We start from the raw sequence: 19,780 nt of genomic DNA, 5'->3' as shown, positions 1-19,780 counted from the left end.
AAGGACTGGGCGCCCCCGCAAAACAGGCGAGGAAGGGACTGGGCTCGCACCCGAGCCTGTTTTTAACGCCCCTCTCTTTTATCAAGAGGGCCAACGCAGGTAGTTTTTCAACGGCCGGCTAGACCGACAGCGACGGCGGTGGCAGCCCTAGCCGCTGCGCCACATAGAGGTCGATCAGGTAGCGGGCGATCGAGCGCGGCGCCGGCAAGGGTGGTAACCGGTGCACACTGAACCACTGCGCATCCTCGATCTCGTCGACCTGCATGACGATCTCACCAGCCGCATATTCGGCATGGAAGCCGAGCATCAGCGAATGCGGGAACGGCCAGCCCTGACTCCCCAGGTACTGCAGGTTCTTGACCTCGACCCCCACCTCTTCGCGCACCTCGCGCGCCACGCACTGCTCGACCGACTCGCCCGCCTCGACGAAACCGGCCAGAGTGCTGTAGACCCCGGGGACGAAACGCGGCGAGCGGGCCAGGAGGATTTCATCGCCGCGGGTGATCAACACGATCATGCTCGGCGACAGGCGCGGATAGTGGTGCAGCTCGCAACGCGGACAGTGCATGGCACGCTCGCCAGCGACATGCCGCATGGGCTCACCACAACTGCCGCAAAATCGGTGCTGGCGCGCCCAGGTGCCGATCTGTGTCGCGTAGCCGAGCATCTTGAAGGTATCGGCATCGCCTTGCAGCATGAACTGACGCAGGCTTTGCCAGCTGCAACCGGGCATCTCGAGCGGTTGCTGCACCTCCAGCAGGTAGATGGCATCGCCGTCGAAATGGCCGATGCCATGCTCGGCCAGAATCGGCAGTTCCTGCTTTTTCAGCCATTGGCGCGGAAACAACAGGCCGTTGCCGTCCGCCAGAAATTGCTGGCGGCAATGCACCAGGGCCCAGCCACCGGACTGCTGGCTCTCGAGTAAGGCGGGCTGCCAACGCTGGGTCATTTATGCGGCTACCGGCAAGCCCAGGGCACGCACACTGTCTGCGGCCAGGTCGAGCACCCCGGGTTGGGTTTCCGGGCGCAGTACCGCGCCCGCTTCCAGATAATATTCTAGACTGCTGAGCGCGTCGGCCAGGGTTTCCAGCATTTGTTCGCAAGGCATCTGTGGCGCTTCGAACATCTGCGTCTGGATGTATTCGGCACAGGCGCCAACCAGCGAGGCCGCCCGTTCCTGGCCAAGAAACCACAGGCCGCCGCGCACCGCCTGCAAACTGAAAGGTACATTGGACAGATGCATGCGGTCGCCACCGGCCTCCAGGTAGGCCGTAATTGCGCGTTTGGCCAGCGCCAGGCCGCCGCGCGCCTCATCGATCACGACGATGCGCGCCTCGTTGAGCTGGTAGTAGGCGAAGGATTCGCTTTCCTTGCCCGGCGCCAACGGCCCCGCACTGTTGTCACGCCGCTCGCCGTGCTCCAGAGTGGCGACCATGCCCTCTACATAGAGCACGGCATCGGCCAGTTTCAGCAGCTCCTGCTGTTGCGGGGCGCACGCCTCACTCCAGCCGGCGACCGTCTGCAGTTGCCCACCGAGCATATTGCCCGCCGAACTGAGGCCGACCATGTCCAGGGTCTTGCTCAGCTTGCCGAGTAGCGCATGCAGATTGCCGAGACTTTCAGCCTGCACGGTGCCCCGCTCGATCAGGTCGAGCATGTCCTTGGCGCTGGCCAGTTCCTCACGAATGGCCGAGCTCAGCGAACGCATGACCGCCTGCCCGGGCCCGGACAGGCGCTGGTATTGCTCTTCCAGCAGGTGATCGGTGAATGGCAGTGAGGTCAGGCCAAACAGTTCGCGTACCGGCATTGCCACAGACCCGCGACTGCCAGCCAGGGCCACCAGATAGAGCAGTTCCTTGAGCAGGCTGCGCGGCGTCTCGTACAGACTGTTACTGAGCGCCTGCTTGAGTTCGCGATCGATCCGCGCGAACAACTGCTTGCGCGACTTGCGTGGCAACAGCTGACCATCGAGCTGCGCCTCCACAGCCGCAGCGCCTATCCAGCACAGACGGCCACGCGGTTCGTTGGCGTACAGGCTGTCCAGCCGACTCATGGCCCGGCCCATCAGTTTCAGGCTGGCCTGCGGATTCTGTTCGCGGATGAAGCCGAGCAGGCCCACCTGATACATCTGGCGCAAGCGCCGGCCTTCGATTTCCTTGGCCGCCGCATCCAGGGCGGCCGGCGCGCTGCGCGGGCGCGCATGGTCGAGGCGCACGCTGAAGAAGAAACTTTCCGGCAGCACTGGCTGGCCGCCGGCCTGGCGCAGGTCATTGATCGCCGGCAGCAGCAACTCGGGCATTTCCTGGCGGTGCGCCTCGACGTTTTCCAGGTAGCGGCGCAGTACATGCAGCGCGTTGCTCAGCGCCGAGAGCTGCACATCGCGTTCCTCGCCGGCACCGGCGGGAATATCGGTGGCTTGTTCGAGCACTTCCTGAGCGAGCAACTCGGCACCGGTCAGCTCGACCAGATTGAGCGTGCCGCGGACCTGATGAAGACTTTCCACCGCCTGTTGCAGCAGGCTGCCGTTATGCCGCTCGGCAATGAAATGCTCGAGGCTCGATTCGGCCTCCGCCATGGTGGCGAACAGTTCGTTACGCACCAAACTGAGTGACGTGGCTCCAGAAACCATGCGCTAGTGCGCCTCCCGCGCCGGTAGAGAAGACAGTGGCCCCATCAGTCGGCGAACTCCGGCTTTTGCTTGCTCATGTGCGCGGCCATGGCCACGCGCAAGTCGACCGATTGCAGCATCGCCGCGTTCCAGGTGGCGATGTACTCGAGGCCATCGTCGACCCGGTGGTCGCGCATGTAGCGAATCATTTCCTTGGTACCGCGCACCGCAACCGGGGATTTCGCGGCGATCTCACGGGCAATGCCCATCACCCCATCGAGCAGCGCGCTGGCATCGGCGAAGGTGCGATTGACCAGGCCGATACTGCGCGCCTCTTCACCGCCGATGGTGCGCCCGGTGAAGGCCAGCTCGCGCATCATGCCGTCGCCGATGATCCGCGGCAGACGCTGCAAGGTGCCGACATCAGCGGCCATGCCGATGTCGATTTCCTTGATCGAGAACTGCGCGTCGAGCGTCGCATAGCGCATGTCGCAGGCCGCGATCAGGTCGATGGCGCCGCCCAGACAGTAGCCCTGGATCGCCGCCAGCACCGGCTTGCGACACTGGTCGACGGCATTGAACGAGGCCTGCAGTTCGAGGATCTTGCGCCGCAGCTTTTCCGCATTGCGGCCGACATCCGGGCCCATCTGGCTGCCCAGCTGGGCCAGCATCATTAGGTCGATACCGGAGGAAAAATGCTTGCCGGCGCCCGACAGCACCACCACCCGCACCTCGTCCATGGCGTCGATCCAGCGGAAGATCTCGATGATCTCCGTCCAGAAATCGGCGTTCATCGCGTTGATCTTTTCCGGGCGGTCGATCAGCACGTGGGCGATCTTATCTGCCAACTCGACACTAAAGGCTTGGTAATCGGACACGGCAGTCATCCTCAGCAGCAAACGGCGCGCACGCGCACAGAGACATTCTTGTGATTACAGCCGCGCAACTATAACAAGCACGGCCTAAATGTCGATGCCGGCCTCTGTGACGCAGGACACGTCACTGAACTTGAGCAGCGTTTTGACTGCGGGCGCTAACCACTTGATCTGCTGGAGATAGTCCGCCACTGCCAGCTGAAGACTGGCGCGCCCGAGCGCGCCAGTCATGGCTTACAGCTTGATGCAGTCCACCGTGTAGGCGCTGCCGTCCGGCCCTTCGTTGCGCTGCAGACCATGCACGTCGGCGTCGAAGCCAGGGAAGCTGCGATCGAAGGTGCGGGCGAACTCCAGGTAGTCGATGATCGAGCGGGTCGCCGGGGTAAAGCGCTCGCCCGGCATGATCAGCGGGATACCCGGCGGATAGGGCACCAGCATGACCGCGGCGATGCGCCCGTCGAGCCGGTCGATGGGCACGGCCTCGACTTCGCCGCGCACCAGCTGGTTGTAGGCATCGGCCGGCCTCAGGGCGACTTCCGGCAACACCGTGTACATGCGCTTCATCGCCTTGGCCGTGGCGTTCTCCCCGTAGCAACGGTGCAGCGCATCGCACAGGTCGCGCAGGCCCATGCCGTGATAATGCGCGCCGCCGGCCTGGGCGATCGAGGGCAAGGCGACCGTCAGCGGCAGGTTGACGTCATAGCTGCGCTTGAACTCCAGCAGTTCGGTGAGCAGGGTGCTCCACTTGCCCTTGGTGATGCCCATGGAGAACAACACCAGAAAGGAATACAGGCCGGTCTTCTCGACCACCAGGCCACGCTCCCAGAGGAACTTGCTGACCACCGCCGCCGGAATCCCGCACTGATCGAGCTTGCCGCCCGCAGTCAGGCCGGGGGTCACCAGGGTGACCTTGATCGGGTCGAGCAGCACGTAGTCTTCGGCCACCTCGCCGAAGCCGTGCCAGTCGGCTTGCGGCTGCAGCAGCCAGCTCTCGGTCGCCACCTCGTCGACGCCCTCGGCCTGGGGCGGTTGCCAGATGCTGAACCACCAGTCGTCGACGCTGAGGTTCTGCCGCAGATTGGCCAGGGCCCGGCGGAAGCTCAGCGCCTCGTCGAAGGTTTCCTGGATCAGCGAACGCCCGGCCGGGCCTTCCATCATCGCCGAGGCCACATCCAGCGAGGCGATGATGCCGTACTGCGGCGAGGTCGAGATATGCATCATGAAGGCTTCGTTGAAGCGGTCGCGGTCCAGCTGGCGCGCACCGCCATCCTGCACATGGATCATCGAGGCCTGGCTGAACGCCGCCAGCAGCTTGTGCGTGGAGTGGGTACTGAACACCAGCGGCGCATTGGCAGTGCGGGTAGTGCCCATGCCATAGCGCCCGGCATAGAACTCGTGGAAGGCCGCGTAGGCATACCAGGCCTCGTCGAAATGCAGCACCTCGACGCTGTCGCCCAGGGTCTGCTTGATCAGTTCGGCGTTGTAGCACAGGCCGTCGTAGGTCGAGTTGGTCACCACCACCAGCTTGACCATGGCCCCGCTGCTGCTGGGCACGCGGCCGCGCGGCTCACGGTTACAAGCAAGGGGGCTGGCGTCGATCTTCGCCTGGATCGACTCGCGGCTGAACTCGGACAGCGGAATCGGCCCGATGATGCCCAGCTCGTTACGCTCCGGGCACAGGTACAGCGGAATCGCGCCGGTCATGATGATCGCGTGGAGGATCGATTTGTGGCAGTTGCGGTCGACCAGCACCAGATCGTCGCGGCCGACCATGCCGTGCCAGACGATCTTGTTGGCGGTCGAGGTGCCGTTGATCACGAAATAGGTGTGGTCGGCGCCGAAGTTGCGCGCCGCGCGGGCCTCGGCCTCGGCCAGGGGGCCGGTGTGATCGAGCAGCGAACCGAGTTCCGGCACCGATACCGAGAGGTCGGAACGCAGGGTGTTCTCGCCGAAGAACTGGTGGAAGGCCTGGCCGACCGGGCTCTTGCGATAGGCCACCCCGCCGCCATGGCCGGGGGTGTGCCAGGAGTAGTTGGATTGCGCGGTGTGTTGCACCAGCGCCTTGAAGAACGGCGGCAGCAGGCAGTCCAGGTAGTTGCGCGCGGCGCGGGCGACCTGGCGGGCGAGGAACGGCACCGTGTCCTCGAACAGGTAGAGAATGCCGCGCAACTGGTTGAGGTCGGCCATGGCTTCGGCCGGCGCGTTCTCGATGGTCACCTGTTCGCCGAGGGCGAAGATCGGCAGCTGCGGCGCCCGCCGCCGGGCGATGCGGATCAGCTCGACCATGTCCTGCAACAGGTGTTTGTTCTCCCCCGCCCCCTCGGCAGTCACCAGGATGCAGGCCAGGCCGTGATGGGTCGAGGCGACGATGCGCCCCTCGGCGGAGGTGGCGGTGGAGAGGATGCTGAAACCGTCCTGCTCCAGTTCGGCGGCGATGGCACGCACCCGATCGCCGGCCACGGTGTCGGCCTTGATGTCGCGGTGCACGATCAGTACGGGAAACTTGAGGTCTTTATACATGGGGCAATCCGGCATCCACTTAGCGATTGGGCAACGGCACTCAGTTAACACCATGCAACGACCTTTTAGGAAACCGGGCCGGCGACCTCGATAATGCTTTGTCGCATTTTTGAATCATTGCCGGACCCCGGGTCTTGTCGAGTCGCCGATTGCCCGGTTTCGTGCCCCTCCTCCCAGGCACTATCTTTATCCTTGAGGCCAGCCAATGGGCGCGGCCAGTGCGGGCATCCAGCCGCCCGGGGAGTCGTGCATGGCCAGTATCGTTACCCTGACCCTCAGCCCGGCGCTCGACAGCGCCACCAGCATTGCGCGCCTGTGCCCGGACGCCAAGCTACGCTGCAGCGAACCGCGCTATGCGCCCGGCGGCGGCGGCATCAACGTCGCCCGGGCGATTCACCAGCTCGGCGGCAGTGCGCTGGCGCTGTTTCCGGCTGGCGGCCCCACCGGCCTGCACCTGGCCGAACTGCTGGCCGCCGAAGGCGTCCCCTGCCAGGCCCTGCCGATCGACGCCTGGACCCGCGAATGCCTCAACGTGGTGGAGCAGGCCAGCGCCCAGCAGTACCGCTTCGTGCTGCCCGGTGCGCGCCTGAGCGAGACCGAACAGGCGCAGCTGTTGGCGGCGCTGGCCGATCTGCCCGAGCTGGACTACCTGGTGATCAGCGGCAGCCTGCCCGCCGGGCTCGCCGCAGACTTCATCCCGCGCCTGCTGCAGACCGCTGAGCAGCGCGGCGCACGCTGCATTCTCGACAGTTCGGGCGAGGTGTTGCGCCAGGCGCTGGACATCGGCGGGCTGTTCCTGATCAAGCCCAACCTCAACGAACTCCGTACTCTGGCCGGGGAGGACATCGGCGAGCCGGATCAGTTGCTCAGGGTGGCCCGCGGCCTGGTCGATGCGGGCCAATGCACCGCCGTGCTGGTCTCGCTCGGCCCCCAGGGCGCGCTGCTGACGAGCCGCGAGCTGAGCGAGCGGATCACCGCGCCAACGGTGAAAAAACTCAGCACCGTGGGCGCCGGCGACAGCCTGGTCGGCGCCGTCACCCTCAAGTTGGCCCAGGGCGCGAGCCTGAGCGAGGCGGCACGCTACGGCGTCGCCGCCGGCAGCGCGGCGATCATGACCGCCGGCAGCGAACTGTGCCGCCGTGCCGACACCGAACGCTTGTTCGCCTGGTTACAGGCGCGCGCCGCCGCTGGCGCGCGGGACTAACCGCCCGCAGGGTGTCACTCGCCGCAGGCCGTGCACCATACTCACCGGCACGGCATAAATCCTGGCGGCGCAACGCCCAGCACGCGAAACCCGGCAGATCGGTATTGTCGGACGAGCGCCTAATGCCGCGCCGCGATTTTCAGGCGCCGGGCCAGCAGCAACAGGGTCAGCAGAAACAGCGGCGCCAGCACGGCGAACAGCACCTTGCTGGAAAACGGTGTGCCCAGCGCCGCCAGGCCTTCCAGGGTGAGTTTGAGCAGGCCGACCAGGTAGTAGCTGATGGCGATCAGGGAGAAGCCCTCGACCGCCTTCTGGATTTTCAGCTGGGTGCTGGTGCGCGCGTTGAGGCTCTCGAGGATCTCGCTGTTCTGCTCCTCCACCTCCACCTGGGCCCGTGCCTGCAGCAGGTCGCCGAGGTTGGCGATGCCGCTGGCCAGGCGGTCGAGGCGGCGTTCGGTGGCGGCGCAGTAGCGCACCGTCGGTTTGAAGCGCCGCTCGATGAACACGCCGAGTCGCTGGCTGCCGCCGACATGGCTCTCGCGCAGTTCGCCGATGCGCTCGAAGACGATTTGCGCATAGGCCTCGGCGGCACTGAAGCGCGGCCGGCAGGCGGCGCCGCAGCGCATCAGGCGGGCGGACAGTTCGGTGAGGGCGTCGAGCAGTTCCTTGGCCTCGCTATTGCCCGCCCCGGCATTGCGCTCGGCCAGGCGGATCAGGCTGCGATCCAGTTCCTGCAGGGTGACACCGATGTTCTGCGCGGTGGGCAGGGCCAGGGAGGCGAGCATGCGGTAGGTTTCGATCTCCAGCAGGCGGCGGATCATGCGGCCGAGGCGGTAGGCATTCAGGCCCCGGTTGGTCAGCAGGATGCGGTTGAAGCCCTGCTCCGACAGGCGAAAATCGCTCCACACCGTGGCATCGCCACCGCCCACATGGGAGCCGGCGGGATCCTTGAATCCGTAGGCGGCGGGATCGTCCAGCGCCGCCTGCGCGTCTTCGACCAGTACCACCAGGGCATTGATGATCGACGCCTGATGGGTCTGCAGCAGGCCGCGCAGCGGCTCAGGCAGTTCGGCCCAGAGCGGCGTCTGGTGCGTGCGCGGCACCACCCAGGTCAGGGAGAGGAATTCGCTGTGACGCTCCCACTTGAACGGGCAGCCGTCGATCCGCAGCAGGCCATGGCGCGAGGCGCCATGGCTGTGCCGATCGGCCAGTCCTTCGAGCTGGGCGATGATCGGGTCGATGCAAACACCGTCGTCCAGCAAGGCGAAATGGTAGACATGGGCCGGGCCGTCGAAGTAGATCGACGGCCGGGCATGCAGCTCATCGTGCAGGCTTTCTCGTAGCGGGTGCATGGCGACTCTCTGCGGCTCGGAAAAGGTGACCTAGAACTTTCTAGACTCACCCCGCCCGCCGCTGGACACATCCGCATGCCCCGTGCACAGCTGTGGCCACCAGCGACAAACGACCGGCAACGTGCCAGACAACGCTCGACAAGCGCCAATGCGGCGGCTCGATGATCGGCGGCGCCTGCAGACGCACGCTGCGCCGCCGGGCATCGGCTGGGCTGCCGAATCGGTTGCCGGCTAGGGCTCCAGGGTCGCCCACAGCGCCGGGCCGCCGGCCGCTTTCTCGATCGCCGCCAGCCGCGCGGCATGCGCCTCCAGTTCGGCCTGGGTGGCGCGAACCACCGGGGTGGGCTGGCGATCGGCGGACAAACGACGAATCGCGCTGGGCTGCTGACGGCCATTGCTGTCGCCTTCCGAACCGTCGCCAGCGAGGGACAGATTGGTCTGCCCACCGGTCATGGTCAGGTAGACGTCGGCGAGGATCTCGGCATCGAGCAAGGCACCGTGCAGGTCGCGGCCGGAGTTGTCGACGCCATAACGCTTGCACAGGGCATCGAGGTTGTTGCGCTGCCCCGGATGACGCTCGCGGGCCATCAGCAGGGTATCGAGGATCGAGCAATGCTCGCTGATGTCGGCGCGATCCTGCTGCTTGATCAGGGCGAATTCGTTGTTGATGAAGCCAACGTCGAACGCCGCGTTGTGGATGATCAGCTGCGCGCCCTTGATGAACTCGAAGAACTCGTCGGCCACTTCCTTGAAGCGCGGCTTGTCCTGGACGAAATCGTTGGTGATGCCGTGCACCGCAATGGCGCCCTCGTCGATCTCGCGATCCGGCTGCAGATAGACGTGGAAATGCCGCCCGGTCAGACGCCGGCCGATCAGTTCGACACAGCCGATCTCGATGATCCGGTGACCATCGGTGACCGGCATGCCGGTGGTTTCAGTATCCAGCACTACGCTACGCACGTTGCAGCCCTCTCACTTCTTCGACGCCACGATTGGCCAATTGGTCGGCACGCTCGTTGCCGGGGTGACCGGTATGACCGCGCACCCACTGCCAGGTCACTTTGTGCCGATTGACCTGCTCGTCCAGTTCGCGCCACAGATCGGCATTTTTCACCGGCTGTTTGGCGGCGGTTTTCCAGCCGCGTTTCTTCCAGTTCGGCATCCAGTCCTGGATACCTTGCATGACGTACTGCGAGTCGGTCACCAGACGCACGTCGCAGGCACGCTTCAGCTCGGCCAGGGCGCGAATCGCCGCGGTCAGTTCCATGCGGTTGTTGGTGGTCTCGGCCTCGCCGCCCCAGAGTTCCTTCTCCACGCCCTTGAAAATCATCAAGGCGCCCCAGCCACCGACCCCAGGATTGCCCTTGCAGGCACCATCGGTGTAAATCTCGACTTGTTCATTCATGCAGAGCCAATCTCTCAATAAATTCCGCTCGGCAGGCTCTAGCAGGCCGTTGAAAAACTACCTGCGTTGGCAATACTGCGTTAAAAACGGCCTCAAAATGCTCATTTACAGCACGTAAACTGCGCTTTTTCGGCCGTTTTGCCTTGTCTTGCCTGCCTCGCCTACGTTTTTTCAACGGCCTGCAAGCGCTTAGGGCTTCGGCTCGCGGCGACTGACCTTGGCTACCGGCATGGGCACCAGCTTGCCCATGGGCGCTCGCTGCGTCTGCCGCAACGGGCGCAAGCCGATCACCAGCTTGCGCGCGACCAATAGATAGAAGCCGCCGCCTGGCGATTGCCAGGCGTCGCCCCAGGTTTCCAGCGGAGCCAGACGAGCCTGCCAGGCAGTGGAAGCAAGCGGCGGACGATAGCACCCGAAGCGGCGTTTCTCCAGCGCGAAGCCCAACAGGTGCAGCCAGTCACTGACCCGGTTGGGCGCAATGCAGCGGGCCTGACGCAAGGCATCGCGGGCGAACAGATGGCGCACGCCCCAGGCGCTCCTCGGGTTGATCCCGACCACCAGCAGATGGCCGCCCGGGCGCACGCTGTGGGCCGCTTCGCGCAACAGACCATGGGGCGACAGACTGAAGTCCAGGCCATGCTGGAGCAACACGACATCGGCGGCATATTCGGTCAGCGGCCAGGCCTGCTCCTCGCAGACGATCTCCACCCCGCTGAAGGGCGCGCCGACCCGCACGTTGCGCTGGATCTGCGCGGCATTCGGCGAGGCTTGCGCGGAAGGGCCGTAGTGCACCATGTAACCGCCGAAGAAGCGCGCCAACTCTTCCTCGAGCAAGCGCTGTTCGTCCTCCAGCAGCAACTGCCCGTAGGGCCCGTTGAACCAGTGGCGCGCCGTGCCGATAAGTTTGAGCCAATCGGCATCGGCCTGAGCGAAAGGATGATCGGACATAAAGGATTACCTGCGTAGCCAGCACCGCCAATGAGTCCTAAGATGCACCTTTATGGCCTGCTTAGCGACCCGCATGATGATAAAGATCGACGCCCTGCCCGCCTTCTCGGACAACTATATCTGGTTGCTGCAAGACCTCGCACAGCGCCGTTGCGCGGTGGTCGACCCCGGTGATGCGGCGCCGGTGCTGGCCTGGCTGGGCAGCCACCCGGACTGGCAATTGAGCGACATTCTGATCACCCACCATCACCCCGACCATGTCGGCGGCATCCGGCCGTTGAAGGCGGCCACCGGGGCACGGGTACTCGGCCCGGCGCAGGAAAAGATCCCCGCGCGCGATCTGGCCTTGCGCGAAAGCGATGAGGTCGAGGTGCTCGGCCAGCGCCTTCGGGTGATCGAAGTACCGGGTCACACCCTGGGCCATATCGCCTATTACCAGGCAGAGCAGCACTGGCTGTTTTGTGGCGACACCCTGTTCGCCGCCGGCTGCGGGCGCCTGTTCGAAGGCAGCCCCGCGCAGATGCACGACTCGCTCAGCCGCCTGGCGGCCCTGCCAGGGCAAACCCGGGTGTACTGCACCCATGAATACACCTTGAGCAACCTGCGCTTTGCCCAGGCGGTCGAACCGGACAACCTGCAGATCACCCAGCGCCTGCAAGAGGTCAGTGCCTGGCGCGCCGAAGGCCGCATCAGCCTACCGTCCAGCCTGGCCCTGGAGTGCGCGACCAACCCCTTCTTGCGCAGCACCGAAGAGGCGGTCATAGCAAAAATTGACGAGCATGACGGCGCGCAAAAACGCTCGCCCAGCGAAGTCTTCGCGCGCCTGCGCGCATGGAAGGATAATTTCTAAAAACCTCGACAACCCTGCAAAAGAGTGGTTAAAACTTGACCACTCCGGCTTCGATTCCTAGAATCGCCCGACCTTTACCCCGGGAAGCCCCAGCCAAACAATGCCTTTATCACCACGCAAGACATTGAATCTAAAGGCATTGGCACAAGGCGCACAGGCGCTGGTGGTGGTGTTTTGTGCAACCCTGGCCGGCTGCCAGAGCACGGGCAATAACACCGAGGACAGCGGTAACGACACCGATCTGACGGTGGGCCTGGAACGCGAACCGGTCTGGCTGACCGACAGCATCGCCACGGCAGAGCCCGAGGATATCTGGCAGCGTGTCCGTGATGGCTACCAGATGCAGGATCAGATCGGCATCAACCCGCGCATCGAGCAGCAGCGCCTGTGGTTCGTCAGCAACCCTTCTTTTATCGAAAAATCCGGCGAACGCAGCGGCCCCTATATCCATTACATCGTCGAGCGCCTGGAAGAGCGCAACATGCCGATGGAGCTGGCGTTGCTGCCGATGATCGAAAGCGCCTACAACCCCTTCGCCTATTCCCACGCCAATGCGGTCGGTCTGTGGCAATTCATCCCCTCCACCGGCCGGCATTTCAACCTGCGCCAGACCAGCTGGTACGACGGGCGCCGCGACGTCACGGCCTCGACCAATGCGGCGATGGACTACCTGTCACGCCTGCATGAGATGTTCAACGGCGACTGGCTGCTCGCCCTGGCCGCCTACAATGCCGGCGAAGGCCGTGTCAGCCGGGCCATCGAACGCAACCAGCAACTCGGCCTACCGACCGACTACTGGAACCTGACGCTGCCCAAGGAGACGCAGAATTACGTGCCCAAGCTGCTGGCCCTGTCGCAGGTGGTGATGTCCCCGCAGGCCTACGGCGTCGACCTCGAACCGATTGCCAACGAACCCTATTTCGAGAAAGTCGCACTCAAGCAGCGCATGGACCTGTCCAGGGTCGCCGCCATGGCTGACCTGGACGAGGACGAGTTGTACCAGCTCAACCCGGCCTTTAAACGACGCATCACCCTGGACGGCCCGCAACATCTGCTGGTGCCGACCGCCAATGCGGAACTGCTGGCTGCCAACCTGGCATTGATGAAACCGCAGGATCTGGTGGACTGGCAGCAGTACAGCGTTCGTTCCGGCGACAGCCTCAACAGCATCGCCAACCGCTATCACCTGACAGTCAGTACCCTCAAAGACATCAACAAGCTGTCCAGCAACCATTTGCGTATCGGCCAGGTACTCAGCATTCCCGCGCAACCGGGCGTCTCGCCGAAAGAGCCGCTGTTCCAGCCTGCTGCCCGTTCTGTTGCGCAATCACGCAGTTATCGAGTGAAAAACGGCGACAGCCTCTGGCAAATCGCCAAGAACCACCAGGTCTCGACCAAGGACTTGCAGCGCTGGAACAACCTCAAAAGCCACAACCTGCGCGCCGGCCAGACTCTGGCGCTACACGGCGGCCAGATGCCGGCGACATCCAGCGCTAGCGGACGTGGCGCTACGACCTATTACAAGGTGCGCAAAGGCGATTCGCTGTACGCCATCGCCAAACGCTTCAAGGTCGAGATGCAGCACCTGCAACGCTGGAATCCACGCACGGGCAACGTCATCAAGCCAGGGCAAACCCTGACCCTGCGTCTGCCCTGATCGAGCAGCACTCAAGCGCGCTGACTCAACGCCTCCAGGCAACGTCGGGTGAGTTGGGTAAAGCGCTGGAAGGCAACGAACTGCTCATGCTTCAAGGCGCGCCCGGACACCCGGTTGTCGGCATAGATCACACCGATCTCGCGGTTGCCGGCCAATAGCGGGGCAATAAAGAACATGCCCTGGCCGAGCCGCTGACGTATCGGCTGGGTCACCAGTTCGTTGAGGCTGTAGCTGGCAGGTACCCCCATCCACACGGCTTCCTTATTGCGCAACACGTAGCTGAAGATGTGCGGTTGCTCGCGTGACTCGACCGGCAGCAGGAAATCGCGCAACCAGCCTTCGGTTTCTTCGCCCACCACCCGTTTGGCCCGAAAACAACTTTGTCCTCCGGCCAGCACTACCAACATCACCCGTTCCAGCCCCGCGCCCTGATGCAGCCCCTTGAGCAGGGTATCGAGAATCAAGTCGAGATCGCCTCGGCGAGACGCCAGCAATCCCAGATCCTGCAGGGCCTGCTGCAGCAGCTGCAGATTGGGCTGCAACAGGCTCGCCTTGCGCTGCTCCTGCTGCAGACGGATTTGCTCGGGATCGGTATTGGGGATCAGGCGGCAGAGCTGACTGGCGCCAAAGGTCGCGGCCACCTTGACCGCTTCATCGGCACTGGCAAGAACCTGCTGCATGGCCTCCTGCGGGCTGCCCCCGATGAATGTCGCCATCTCGCCGACCACGGCCTCCATCGCAGGCGAGTCCCAACCACCGAGCGCTGCCTCACTGATCCGGGCGCCCAGACTGACCGCGCGCACCGCCGGGTCGTTATGGTTGACGCTGTTATGCGCCAGGCTGGCGATCTCGCCGATATTCCAGCCTTTCACCAACCCCTGGGTCAGCTGGCGGAAACTGGTGCCGAGCACCGCTCGCACCGCTTCCTCGACATCGACTCCTGGCTGGGACAAGGCGCTGGCCAGTTCGTCCGCCTGTTCACCGCCACAGCCCCAGAAAGCCAGTTCGCCCAGGTGATAGAGCAGGGCCGCGATGAAGACCTCCTCCTCGTACCTTGTCAGCACGTAGCCGGCAATATTGCGCGCCTGTACGGCCGCATGAAACGAGCGCGCGAGCAGTTCCTGCAACTGCTCACGCGGCGCCCGGGTGAGCAAGCCATCGATAAGGCTCACGGAGAGACTGATCAGGCGTACATTGTCGAAGCCGATCAGGACGATGGCCCGCGAGATGGTCTTGATGGTTTCTTGCGAAGGGTTGTAATAGGCGCTATTGCCGACTCGCAGCACCTTGGAGGTCAACGAGGCATCGCGCAGCAGGACGTCCGCCAGTTGCTGAACAGACGCGTGCTCTTGTTGCGCCAGGCGCTGCAGATCCTGCACCACCGCAGCCAGGGCCGGTAATTCGGCCTGATTCAGACGCTCGATCCATGACTGCAGACCATGGCTACGTGTATCCAAGTTCAAGGCCTCGTGGTGATTAATCGGAGGAGCGTAATGAAGAGCGTAATAATGCCAGCATGTCCTGCCAATAGACTTGGCCTTTTTCCTGCGGATACAAGCTGTTACTGTACTGGACAAGAAGCCCAAAAGCCGCTCTGGATCGGATATTTCACTTGATACGTCCCCTCCTCTCGCTAGTCCTCAGTTTGGTCATCGGCTTTCCCGCGTGGGCGACCGTCAGCGAAAGCCACGGCTATGCGCAATTTGGCGCGCTCAAATACCCGGCCAGCTTCAGCCATTTCGACTGGGTCAATCCCGATGCGCCGAAAGGCGGCATGCTGCGTTTCATGGGCATGGGCACCTTCGACACCCTCAATGCCTACACCTTCAAGGGCACCAGCCCGATTTCCACCGCCAATTTCCTGCAATACGGCGTCACCGGGCTGAACGAACCGCTGATGGCCGGCACCGGTCATTACGACCCCTCCGGCGATGAGCCAGCCTCCAGTTACGGCCTCATCGCCAAGTCGGTCGAATACAGCGAAGACCGCAGCTGGGTAGTGTTCAATCTGCGCCCGCAAGCGCACTTCCATGACGGCAAACCGATCACGGCCTACGACGTGGCGTTTTCCTATCGGCTGCTGCTCAAGGAGGGGCACCCGCAGTACCGCACCAGCCTGCAGGAAGTCAAACGGGTCGACATCCTCAATCGCCACCGCATCCGCTTCGTCTTCAAACGCTCGGGCAATCCGCTGCTGATCCTGCGCCTGGGCGAATTGCCGGTACTGCCGCAGCATTACTGGAAGGATCGCGACTTCAAGGCCACCACCTTCGAGCCGCCGCTGGGCAGCGGTCCTTACCGCATCACCCAGGTCAACCCAGGGCGCAGCCTGACCTTTGAACGGGTGAAAGATTGGTGGGGCGAGAAACTGCCGGTCAATCGCGGCAAGTACAACTTCGATCGGGTCGAGGTGGAGTTCTACCGCGACAGCCATGTGGCCTTCGAAGCCTTCAAGGCCGGTGAGTTCGACTTCTATATCGAGCAACAAGCGAAGAACTGGGCCAACGGCTACCGCTTTCCGGCGATTGCGCGCGGCGAGGTGATCCGTGCGGAGATCCCGCACCAGATCCCCACCCAGACCCAGGCTCTGTTCATGAACAGCAGGCGCGCGGCTTTCGCCGAACGCAAGGTACGCGAAGCGCTGGGGCTGATGTTCGACTTCGAGTGGACCAACCGCGCGCTATTCAACAGTTCCTATTTGCGCGCCAAGAGCTATTACCCAAACAGCGAATTCTCCGCCACCGGCACGCCCGAAGGCGCCGAATGGCTGCTGCTGTCGCCTTATCGCCAGCAACTGCCGAAACGCCTGTTCAGCGAACCCTTCGCCATACCGCAAACCGATGGCCGCGGCATCCCCCGGGAAACCTTGCGCCGCGCCCTCGGTCTATTGGCCGAGGCTGGCTGGAAACCGTCCGGCCAGTATCTGCTGAACGCCAAGGGCCAGCCGCTGCAGTTCGAGATTTTGCTGGTCAATCCCAATCTCGAACGCATCCTCCAGCCGTTCACCGAGAACCTCGCCAGCATCGGCATCCAGGCCAACCTGCGCACCGTCGATCGCGCGCAATACAAACAGCGCCTGGATCAATTCGATTTCGACATGATCCTGCTGACCCTGCCACAAACCCTCAGCCCGGGCCTTGAACAATGGCTGTACTTCCACTCCAGCCAGGCCACGGTCAAGGGCGGCAAGAACTATGCGGGGGTGAACCATCCAGTGGTCGACGCCCTGCTCGACAAACTGCTGTCGGCGCAAACCCGCGATGAACAAATCGCCGCCACTCGCGCACTGGACCGGGTGCTGCTGTGGCAGCACTACACCATCCCCAATTGGTATATCAACTATCACCGCCTGGCCTACCGCAACCGGTTTGCCTTCGTCACCACGCCGCCCTATACCCTGGGCCTGCGCACCTGGTGGCTGAAACCCACGGAGAATGCCCGATGACGCTGTCCCTGCGTTCATTTCTATTGCACGGCAGCAGCATCGCCCTGCTCGCCCTGGCCAGCCTGGTCCAGGCCGCAGGCAAGCACGCCCTGACCCTGTATGACGAACCCGCCAAATACCCGGCCGGTTACCAACATTTCGACTATGTGAACCCCGACGCCCCGAAGGGCGGTACCTTGCGTCAGGCCGGCTTTGGTGGTTTCGACAGCCTCAACCCCTTCATCAACAAAGGTGTGGCGGCCGATGACATCGGCCTGATCTACGACACCCTGACTCGCCATGGCCTGGACGAACCCTTCAGCGAATACGGCCTGCTCGCGGAAACAATCGAGAAAGCCCCGGACAACGCCTGGGTGCGTTTCTACCTGCGTCCCGAGGCGCGTTTCAACGACGGCCAGGCGGTGACCGCCGAGGACGTCAAGTTCACGTTCGAAACCCTGATGACCCATGGCGCCCCTACCTACCGTGCCTATTACGCCGATGTCGAACGGGTCGAAGTCGAAGGCCCGCGCCAGGTGCGCTTTATCTTCAAGCATGCCGGCAACCGCGAACTGCCGCTGATTCTCGGGCAACTGCCGGTGCTGCCCAAGCACTGGTGGGCCGAACGCGACTTCAGCAAGGGCAATCTGGAGATTCCGCTGGGCAGCGGCCCCTACAGGGTTGCCGAAGTCAAAGCCGGGCGCTCGATTCGCTATGAGCGGGTCAAGGATTGGTGGGGCAAGGATCTGCCGGTCAACCGCGGCTTCTACAACTTCGACAGCATGCGCATCGATTACTACCGCGACAACACAGTGGCCCTCGAAGCGCTGAAAGCCGGGCAATTCGATTACTGGCTGGAAAGCAGCGCGAAAAACTGGGCCACCGCCTACGACAGCCCCGCCGTCGACAATGGCCAACTGCTCAAGGAAGAGATCGACAACCACAACCCCACCGGCATGCAGGGCTTCATCTTCAATACCCGCCGGCCCCTGTTCCAGGACAAACGGGTGCGTGAAGCACTGGGTCTGCTGTTCGATTTCGAATGGGCCAACCGCCAGTTGTTCAATGGCGCCTATACCCGTACCCGCAGCTATTTCGACAACTCCGAACTGGCCTCCAGCGGCCTGCCCGGCGCCGATGAGCTGAAGCTCCTCGGGCCGTTGCGCGACATGATCCCGGCGCAGGTGTTCACCGAGGAATTCCGCGTCCCCGTCACCGACGGCAGCGGTATCATCCGCGAGCAGCAACGGCGCGCCTACCAATTATTGCAGGAAGCCGGCTGGCGTATCGAAGGCGACCAGATGCTCGATGCCGAAGGCAAGCCGGTCAGCTTCGAGTTCCTCCTCGCGCAAACCGAATTCGAACGCGTACTGCTACCGTTCAAGCGCAACATGGCCGATCTCGGCATGGAACTGGTGATCCGTCGGGTCGATGTCTCGCAGTACATCAACCGTCTGCGCTCGCGGGATTTCGACCTGATCGTGGGCGGCTTCGGCCAATCCAACTCGCCGGGCAACGAGCAGCGCGAATACTGGCATTCGAGCAGCGCCGACAACCCCGGCAGCCGCAATTTCATCGGCCTGAAGGACCCTGCCATCGACCAACTGGTCGATGGCCTGATCAATGCCGACTCGCGGCAGAGTCTGGTCGCCCACACCCGGGCCCTCGACCGCGTGTTGCTGTGGGGCCATTACGTCATCCCCAACTGGCACATCAAGACCTGGCGCGTGGCCTACTGGAACCACCTCGAGCACCCGAAGGTCACCCCAAAATACGACATTGGCCTGAACACCTGGTGGGTTCGCCCGCAACCGGAACCCGCCGCCACGGACAACGCCGCAGCGGCGAGCACGGAGCGATAAGATGCTGGCGTATATCATTCGTCGCCTGTTGCTGATCATTCCCACGTTGTTCGGCATTCTGCTGATCAACTTCATCATCATCCAGGCCGCCCCGGGCGGCCCGGTGGAACAGATGATCGCCAAGTTGGAAGGCTTCGAGGGCGCCACCAGTCGCATCGCCGGCGGCGGTGCCGAAGTCGCCGTGGCCGGTTCCAACTATCGCGGCGCCCAGGGCCTCGACCCGGAACTGATCGCCGAGATAGAGCGCCTGTACGGCTTCGACAAGCCGGCCCCCGAACGCTTCTGGATCATGCTGAAAAATTATGTCCAGTTCGACTTTGGCGAGAGCTTTTTCCGCGATGCCAGGGTAATCGACCTGATTATCGAGAAGATGCCGGTGTCTATCTCCCTGGGCCTGTGGAGCACCCTGATCATGTACTTGGTCTCCATCCCTCTGGGCATCGCCAAGGCCACCCGCCACGGCAGCGCCTTCGACGTCTGGACCAGCTCGGCGATCATCGTCGGCTACGCGATCCCAGCCTTCCTCTTCGCCATTCTGCTGATCGTGGTGTTCGCCGGCGGCAGCTACCTCGACTGGTTCCCGCTGCGCGGCCTGACCTCGAACAACTTCGACGAGCTCAGCCTCGGCGGCAAGATCCTCGACTATTTCTGGCACCTGGCGTTGCCCGTGACCGCGCTGGTGATCGGCAACTTCGCCACCCTGACCCTGCTGACCAAGAACAGCTTTCTCGACGAGATCAACAAGCAGTATGTGACTACCGCCAGGGCCAAGGGCCTGAGCAACAACCGCGTGCTCTATGGCCATGTGTTCCGCAACGCCATGCTGATCATCATCGCCGGCTTTCCCTCGGCCTTTATCGGCATCTTCTTCACCGGCTCCTTACTGATCGAGGTGATTTTCTCCCTCGACGGCCTTGGCCTGATGAGTTTCGAGGCGGCCATCAACCGCGACTACCCGGTGGTTTTCGGCACCCTGTTCGTCTTCACCTTGTTGGGATTGACCGTGAAATTGATCGGTGACATCACCTATACCCTGGTCGATCCGCGCATCGACTTCGAAAGCCGGGAGGGTTGA

General features: G+C 63.3%; 16 protein-coding genes. 6 read left to right on the top strand and 10 right to left on the bottom strand.

From position 1 onward, the window contains the following. Window positions 1-118: 118 nt before the first annotated feature. The 5 genes from nudC to BM315_RS10570 form a co-directional block, all read right to left on the bottom strand. Window positions 119-949 (bottom strand): NAD(+) diphosphatase, encoded by an 831-nt coding sequence (gene nudC, locus BM315_RS10585; RefSeq protein WP_090500658.1) that lies wholly within the window; start codon window positions 947-949, stop codon window positions 119-121. Beyond that, a complete protein-coding gene (locus BM315_RS10580; protein ID WP_090500656.1) occupies window positions 950-2,629 on the bottom strand; it encodes a FimL-related protein in 1,680 nt (559 codons plus the stop codon). It abuts the gene before it with no gap. Window positions 2,630-2,673: 44 nt separating this feature from the next. Further along, the gene (locus BM315_RS10575) at window positions 2,674-3,486 is read right to left on the bottom strand and encodes a crotonase/enoyl-CoA hydratase family protein (protein WP_090500654.1); all 813 of its coding nucleotides are present in this window, start codon (window positions 3,484-3,486) and stop codon (window positions 2,674-2,676) included. Between the two features lie 84 nt (window positions 3,487-3,570). Continuing rightward, window positions 3,571-3,714 carry a hypothetical protein gene (locus BM315_RS24655; protein ID WP_170862196.1) on the bottom strand — a complete coding sequence of 48 codons (144 nt, stop codon included), beginning with the start codon at window positions 3,712-3,714 and terminating at the stop codon, window positions 3,571-3,573. A 3-nt stretch (window positions 3,715-3,717) separates the two neighbouring features. Further along, window positions 3,718-6,003, bottom strand: coding sequence for an Orn/Lys/Arg family decarboxylase (locus BM315_RS10570; protein WP_090500652.1), 2,286 nt, complete (start codon window positions 6,001-6,003; stop codon window positions 3,718-3,720). Between the two features lie 250 nt (window positions 6,004-6,253). Here BM315_RS10570 and pfkB point away from each other — a divergent pair, with 250 nt between their 5' ends. Then, a complete protein-coding gene (pfkB, locus tag BM315_RS10565) occupies window positions 6,254-7,207 on the top strand; it encodes a 6-phosphofructokinase II (protein WP_090500711.1) in 954 nt (317 codons plus the stop codon). 119 nt (window positions 7,208-7,326) lie between these two features. On the opposite strand, the gene BM315_RS10560 is transcribed toward pfkB, so the two are convergent. The 4 genes from BM315_RS10560 to BM315_RS10545 form a co-directional block, all read right to left on the bottom strand. Further along, a complete protein-coding gene (locus BM315_RS10560) occupies window positions 7,327-8,559 on the bottom strand; it encodes a DUF3422 domain-containing protein (protein ID WP_090500649.1) in 1,233 nt (410 codons plus the stop codon). Between the two features lie 231 nt (window positions 8,560-8,790). Next, the gene (dnaQ, locus tag BM315_RS10555) at window positions 8,791-9,519 is read right to left on the bottom strand and encodes a DNA polymerase III subunit epsilon (RefSeq protein ID WP_090500648.1); all 729 of its coding nucleotides are present in this window, start codon (window positions 9,517-9,519) and stop codon (window positions 8,791-8,793) included. Beyond that, on the bottom strand, window positions 9,512-9,964 hold the full coding sequence (gene rnhA / locus BM315_RS10550; protein WP_090500646.1) for a ribonuclease HI: 453 nt from the start codon (window positions 9,962-9,964) through the stop codon (window positions 9,512-9,514). The genes dnaQ and rnhA overlap by 8 nt, the downstream gene beginning before the upstream one ends. A 189-nt stretch (window positions 9,965-10,153) precedes the next feature. Beyond that, window positions 10,154-10,912: a class I SAM-dependent methyltransferase gene (locus tag BM315_RS10545; RefSeq protein ID WP_090500644.1), complete on the bottom strand. Its 759-nt coding sequence runs from the start codon at window positions 10,910-10,912 to the stop codon at window positions 10,154-10,156. 76 nt (window positions 10,913-10,988) lie between these two features. Here BM315_RS10545 and gloB point away from each other — a divergent pair, with 76 nt between their 5' ends. Together gloB and BM315_RS10535 are read left to right on the top strand one after the other, a co-directional pair. Then, a complete protein-coding gene (gene gloB / locus BM315_RS10540) occupies window positions 10,989-11,762 on the top strand; it encodes a hydroxyacylglutathione hydrolase (RefSeq protein WP_090500709.1) in 774 nt (257 codons plus the stop codon). A gap of 100 nt (window positions 11,763-11,862) precedes the next feature. Further along, window positions 11,863-13,419, top strand: a complete 1,557-nt coding sequence (locus BM315_RS10535) for a lytic transglycosylase domain-containing protein (RefSeq protein ID WP_090500642.1) — start codon at window positions 11,863-11,865, stop codon at window positions 13,417-13,419. 11 nt (window positions 13,420-13,430) lie between these two features. Here BM315_RS10535 and BM315_RS10530 read toward each other — a convergent pair whose 3' ends face one another. After that, a complete protein-coding gene (locus BM315_RS10530; protein WP_090500641.1) occupies window positions 13,431-14,876 on the bottom strand; it encodes an HDOD domain-containing protein in 1,446 nt (481 codons plus the stop codon). A 158-nt stretch (window positions 14,877-15,034) separates the two neighbouring features. Between BM315_RS10530 and BM315_RS10525 the strand changes: the two genes are divergently transcribed. Genes BM315_RS10525 through BM315_RS10515 form a run of 3 tightly spaced genes read left to right on the top strand, consistent with a single transcriptional unit; the run spans window position 15,035 to window position 19,780 of the window. Continuing rightward, entirely contained in the window at window positions 15,035-16,864 is a 1,830-nt protein-coding gene (locus BM315_RS10525) for an extracellular solute-binding protein (protein ID WP_090500706.1), read from the top strand. Beyond that, on the top strand, window positions 16,861-18,705 hold the full coding sequence (locus BM315_RS10520) for an extracellular solute-binding protein (RefSeq protein ID WP_090500640.1): 1,845 nt from the start codon (window positions 16,861-16,863) through the stop codon (window positions 18,703-18,705). Before BM315_RS10525 ends, BM315_RS10520 begins: the two co-directional genes overlap by 4 nt. A gap of 1 nt (window position 18,706) precedes the next feature. Further along, complete coding sequence (locus BM315_RS10515; protein WP_090500638.1) at window positions 18,707-19,780, top strand: microcin C ABC transporter permease YejB; 1,074 nt, start codon at window positions 18,707-18,709, stop codon at window positions 19,778-19,780.

The organism is Pseudomonas borbori (genome assembly GCF_900115555.1).
GTDB lineage: Bacteria > Pseudomonadota > Gammaproteobacteria > Pseudomonadales > Pseudomonadaceae > Aquipseudomonas > Aquipseudomonas borbori.
The sequence above is the reverse complement of the archived record's forward strand: the minus strand, read 5'-3'. Positions and strand labels throughout refer to the sequence as shown.

Coding starts and splice junctions, on each gene's coding strand:
- BM315_RS10580 (WP_090500656.1), bottom strand. CDS start 2,629: ATGGTTTCTGGAGCCACGTCACTCAGTTTGGTGCGTAACGAACTGTTC.
- BM315_RS10520 (WP_090500640.1), top strand. CDS start 16,861: ATGACGCTGTCCCTGCGTTCATTTCTATTGCACGGCAGCAGCATCGCC.
- BM315_RS10545 (WP_090500644.1), bottom strand. CDS start 10,912: ATGTCCGATCATCCTTTCGCTCAGGCCGATGCCGATTGGCTCAAACTT.
- gloB (WP_090500709.1), top strand. CDS start 10,989: ATGATAAAGATCGACGCCCTGCCCGCCTTCTCGGACAACTATATCTGG.
- pfkB (WP_090500711.1), top strand. CDS start 6,254: ATGGCCAGTATCGTTACCCTGACCCTCAGCCCGGCGCTCGACAGCGCC.
- BM315_RS10515 (WP_090500638.1), top strand. CDS start 18,707: ATGCTGGCGTATATCATTCGTCGCCTGTTGCTGATCATTCCCACGTTG.
- BM315_RS10570 (WP_090500652.1), bottom strand. CDS start 6,003: ATGTATAAAGACCTCAAGTTTCCCGTACTGATCGTGCACCGCGACATC.
- BM315_RS24655 (WP_170862196.1), bottom strand. CDS start 3,714: ATGACTGGCGCGCTCGGGCGCGCCAGTCTTCAGCTGGCAGTGGCGGAC.
- BM315_RS10535 (WP_090500642.1), top strand. CDS start 11,863: ATGCCTTTATCACCACGCAAGACATTGAATCTAAAGGCATTGGCACAA.
- rnhA (WP_090500646.1), bottom strand. CDS start 9,964: ATGAATGAACAAGTCGAGATTTACACCGATGGTGCCTGCAAGGGCAAT.
- nudC (WP_090500658.1), bottom strand. CDS start 949: ATGACCCAGCGTTGGCAGCCCGCCTTACTCGAGAGCCAGCAGTCCGGT.
- BM315_RS10560 (WP_090500649.1), bottom strand. CDS start 8,559: ATGCACCCGCTACGAGAAAGCCTGCACGATGAGCTGCATGCCCGGCCG.